The sequence below is a fragment of the Methylobacterium sp. WL116 genome (genome assembly GCF_008039455.1).
In the GTDB taxonomy this organism is placed as follows: domain Bacteria; phylum Pseudomonadota; class Alphaproteobacteria; order Rhizobiales; family Beijerinckiaceae; genus Methylobacterium.
In genome coordinates this window covers 1-4,067 of sequence record NZ_VRUV01000416.1, presented here as the reverse complement: position 1 = coordinate 4,067, position 4,067 = coordinate 1, and the positions used below count along the sequence as shown (strand labels likewise).

General features: G+C 66.9%; 2 protein-coding genes, 1 tRNA gene and 3 pseudogenes. 4 read left to right on the top strand and 2 right to left on the bottom strand.

The features are described 5' to 3' along the window. Positions 1-253 (bottom strand): annotated as a pseudogene (locus tag FV223_RS21770) (FAD-binding monooxygenase); the annotation flags it as partial. Here FV223_RS21770 and FV223_RS31990 point away from each other — a divergent pair. The 3 genes and pseudogenes from FV223_RS31990 to ettA all read left to right on the top strand — a co-directional run. Further along, positions 247-387 (top strand): annotated as a pseudogene (locus FV223_RS31990) (FAD-binding monooxygenase); the annotation flags it as partial. The pseudogenes FV223_RS21770 and FV223_RS31990 overlap by 7 nt on opposite strands. 40 nt (positions 388-427) lie before the next feature. Then, positions 428-513: transfer RNA gene (locus FV223_RS21760), tRNA-Leu, on the top strand. A 214-nt stretch (positions 514-727) separates the two neighbouring features. Then, a complete protein-coding gene (gene ettA / locus FV223_RS21755; protein WP_147728950.1) occupies positions 728-2,380 on the top strand; it encodes an energy-dependent translational throttle protein EttA in 1,653 nt (550 codons plus the stop codon). Between the two features lie 168 nt (positions 2,381-2,548). Here ettA and FV223_RS21750 read toward each other — a convergent pair whose 3' ends face one another. Next, positions 2,549-3,721: an amidinotransferase gene (locus FV223_RS21750; protein WP_147728949.1), complete on the bottom strand. Its 1,173-nt coding sequence runs from the start codon at positions 3,719-3,721 to the stop codon at positions 2,549-2,551. Positions 3,722-3,928: 207 nt separating this feature from the next. Between FV223_RS21750 and FV223_RS32605 the strand changes: the two are divergent. After that, positions 3,929-4,067: pseudogene (locus FV223_RS32605) on the top strand (TIGR00374 family protein); the annotation flags it as partial.

Here is a 4,067-nt window from a genome sequence, read left to right as displayed (position 1 = left end):
CGCCGACAACGAGATCATCTGCCAGTACTGCTCGACGCTGTATCGCCACCGGGCGGTCGGCGAGCGACCAGACCAGCCAGGAATCCGGCACGGTCAGCAGCTCGAGCAGCTCCGGCGCGCAGGTGCGGAAATGCGCGCGCAGCACCGCCGGATCCCCGAGCCGGCCCCAATCCTCGTCGCCCTGCCGCTCGGGCACGATCGCCACGACGTTGAGGTCTCGGCCGGCATGGATCGGGTAGTGGACCACGTGCCGGCCGCGGCAACGGCCGGACCTACCATGCCGGCGGCCTCACCGCCTTCGTGCGCGACGCGGTGATGCGCCGCCTCGGGCCCGACGGCATGCGCGCGCGCTACGCCTGGCTCTACGGCTGGACGCCGAACGCTTGATCTCGCCGACGCCGGCGGCTACCGCTTCGGCACATCGAGGGGCCGCTTGCCGAAATTGGTAGACGGAAGGCACTTAAAATGCCTCGGGCTTCGCCCGTGTGGGTTCGAGTCCCACAGCGGCCACCACGCCCCGATCCTTGCCCGGCACCGGCCGTCCTGATACGCGAGCGGGATCATCTCCAGGGATTGCGGGGAAGGGTGCGACGCGCACGCTCCGCAGAACCGTACCGCGTAGGGTTCGCCGCGGGCATGGCGCGTGCCTGCCCGTGCGGCCCTGTACCCGTCATCGGGCCGGGCGCGCTCCCGCGCCGGCCCCGCCGAACCTGATAGGATGCCTGCGATGGCCCGCGAATTCATCTACCACATGAAAGGCCTGACCAAGACCTACACTGGCGGGAAGAAGGTGTTGGACAACGTCAACCTGTCCTTCTACCCCGACGCCAAGATCGGCGTGCTGGGCATCAACGGCTCGGGCAAGTCGACCCTGCTGAAGATCATGGCCGGCATCGACACCGAGTGGACCGGCGAGGGCTTCGTCGCCCAGGGCGCCCGCGTCGGCTACCTGCCGCAGGAGCCGCAGCTCGATCCGACGAAGTCGGTCCGCGAGAACGTGATGGAGGGCGTCGCCGAGAAGCAGGCTCTGCTCGACCGCTACAACGAGCTCGCGATGAACTACTCCGACGAGACGGCGGACGAGATGACCCGTCTCCAGGACGAGATCGAATCGAAGAACCTGTGGGAGCTCGAATCCAAGGTCGACCAGGCCATGGAGGCCTTGGGCTGCCCGAGCGACGAGCAGCCGGTCGCCACGCTGTCGGGCGGCGAGCGCCGCCGCGTCGCGCTGTGCCGGCTGCTGCTGTGGGAGCCGGAGCTGCTGCTGCTCGATGAGCCGACCAACCACCTCGACGCCGAGACGGTGAACTGGCTCGAAGGCCACCTGAAGAACTATCCCGGTGCGATCCTGATCGTGACCCACGATCGCTATTTCCTCGACAACGTCACCAGCTGGATCCTCGAGCTCGATCGCAGCAAGGGCATCCCGTACGAGGGCAACTACTCGGCCTGGCTGGTGCAGAAGCAGAAACGCCTGCAGCAGGAGGGCCGCGAGGACATGGCTCGCCAGCGCTCGATCGCTCGCGAGCAGGAGTGGATCGCCGCCTCGCCGAAGGCGCGCCAGTCCAAGTCGAAGGCGCGCATCACGCGCTACGAGGAGCTGGTCGCCAAGCAGAACAACAAGGTCGATGCCGCGGCCCAGATCGTGATCCCGATCGACGAGCGGCTCGGCAACAACGTCATCGAGTTCGACCACCTCAACAAGGCCTTCGGCGACCGGCTGCTGATCGAGGACCTGTCGTTCAAGCTGCCGCCGGGCGGCATCGTCGGCGTCATCGGCCCGAACGGCGCCGGCAAGACGACGCTGTTCAAGATGATCACCGGCCAGGAGAAGCCCGACGGCGGCGCGATCTCGGTCGGCGAGACCGTGCATCTCGGCTACGTCGACCAGTCGCGCGATGCGCTCGATCCCAACGCCACGGTCTGGCAGGAGGTCTCGGGCGGCAACGACATCATCTATTTCAACAAGCGCGAGATCAATTCGCGGGCCTACTGCGCGGCCTTCGCCTTCAAGGGCGGCGACCAGCAGAAGAAGGTCGGCACGCTGTCGGGCGGCGAGCGCAACCGCGTGCACCTCGCGCGAACGCTGAAGGGCGGCGCCAACGTGCTGCTCCTCGACGAGCCGACCAACGATCTCGACATGGAGACGCTGCGGGCGCTCGAGGACGCGCTGGAGGATTATGCCGGCTGCGCGGTGATCATCAGCCACGATCGCTGGTTCCTGAACCGGATCGCGACCCACATCCTCGCCTTCGAGGGCGACAGCCACGTCGAGTGGTTCGAGGGCAACTTCTCCGACTACGAGGCCGACAAGATGCGCCGCCTCGGTGCCGACTCGCTGATGCCGAAGAAGATCAAGTACAAGAAGTTCTCGCGCTGAGGCCGGTTTCCCTCCCCCTTCTGCGGGGGAGGGTGGCCCGCGAAGCGGGTCGGGTGAGGGGGCAACGCTTCCGGAGAGGCCGATCCCCTCTCCCGACCCTCGCTGACGCGAGGCCCACCCTCCCCCGCAGAGGGGGAGGGGATCATGCGGCGGACGATCAGTGAAATCCTAGAAGTACGACTTCAGCGTTCCGCGACGGCGCACGTCGAGCGTCGCGCAGTGGAACGAGCCGCCGAACGGGCCGTAGCTCAGGAACGGCGCCGGGATCGGATCGAAGCCCCAATCCTTGAGCGCCTTGATCAGCGTCGGCTGGCTCTGGTCGACGACGATCTTCTTCTCGTCGATGGCGAGCACGTTGATCGAGGTCCAGGGCGAGCACATCGAGATCTCGCTCATGAAGCCCTCGACCGGGTCGGGACGCGGGGCGACCAGCACGTCCCACTTCTTCAGCACCGCCGGCAGCTTCTCGACGTCGATGTAGTCCGGGTTGACCAGCACCTTGCCGGGCGCGAGCGGCATGAACGACGAATCGATGTGCATCGGCTGCGGGCAGCGGCTCTCGATCTCGTGGACGCGGAAGCCGGACCCGAGGTGGCGCCGCAGCCACTCGATGCCCATCAGGTTAGTGACGTTCGAGCGGGTGACGAAGATATCGCGGCCGCAGCGGACGAAGTCGGCGGCGTCGAAGACCGGCTCGAACTCGTTGACCGTGAACTGCATCGGCTCGCCGGCCTTCAGGTTCGGCACGCGATAATCGTAGTTGTAGAGCTCGTCCGTCAGCTGCGGCCGCGGTGCCGAGGTCCAGCGCGCGCCGTTGCGGAAATACTCCTTGAACAGCGAGCGGTAGGCGTCGCCCTCGAAGTAGCGCGAGCGCCAGCACATTGGGCTCTCGATGATCTCGTCGCCGATCACCAGGTACGGGTCGCGCGGGCAGGCGACGCAGAAGCCGCGGGACGACCAGCGCGGGGCGCGGTACTTCTTCGAGAAGTCGATGCTGTCTGGGCGGCGGATCTTCACGCCCTCGCCGGCGAGGATGCCGATGAAGTTATCGAGCTCCTTCTGCGCGAGCTTCTTCATGAAGGCCGGATACCGGAAGCCCGAGGCGAAGCGGTAGAACGGCTGCGCGGCGCGCGGCAGGTTGAAGATCACGGTCAGGTGGTGCGTCGGGATCGTGGCGCCGTCGAGCGAGCCGACGATCACCTCCTCCAGCGGGTCCCACTCGTTCCAGGCCATCACCGGCGAGTGCGGCGCCGGCACGCCCGGGTCGCCGCGGACGAAGCCGTCGGTACGGGCGTCGTCGAGCACGGCCTCTCCGGCCGAGTGGGAAGCGTCGCGGTCCATGGTGATCCCTTCGTGATACGCTGCGCGGGCGGTCTGCTCGGGGCGAAACCCCTGGTGCCGCTTTGGTCCGCACTGTGTCTATCGGGTGATAGACATTGCCGATCGTTGCTGCAACTTGAGCCTTACTCCTCGTCCGCAGCGGTCTTTTTCGGTCGAAATCGCGGCGAGAATCCAGCATCAAGCCACCCCCGAGCTTGAAAGAGGATCATGAAGCGTCTGACGACCCTGGCCTTGATCGCCGGCCTCTGCACGGTCGTCGGCCTGTTCCTGTCTTCCGGTCTCGAGGATGTGGCGGCCGCGGTGGTGAGTGCCGGCTGGGGCGCGCTGGCGGTGGTCGCCGCGCGCG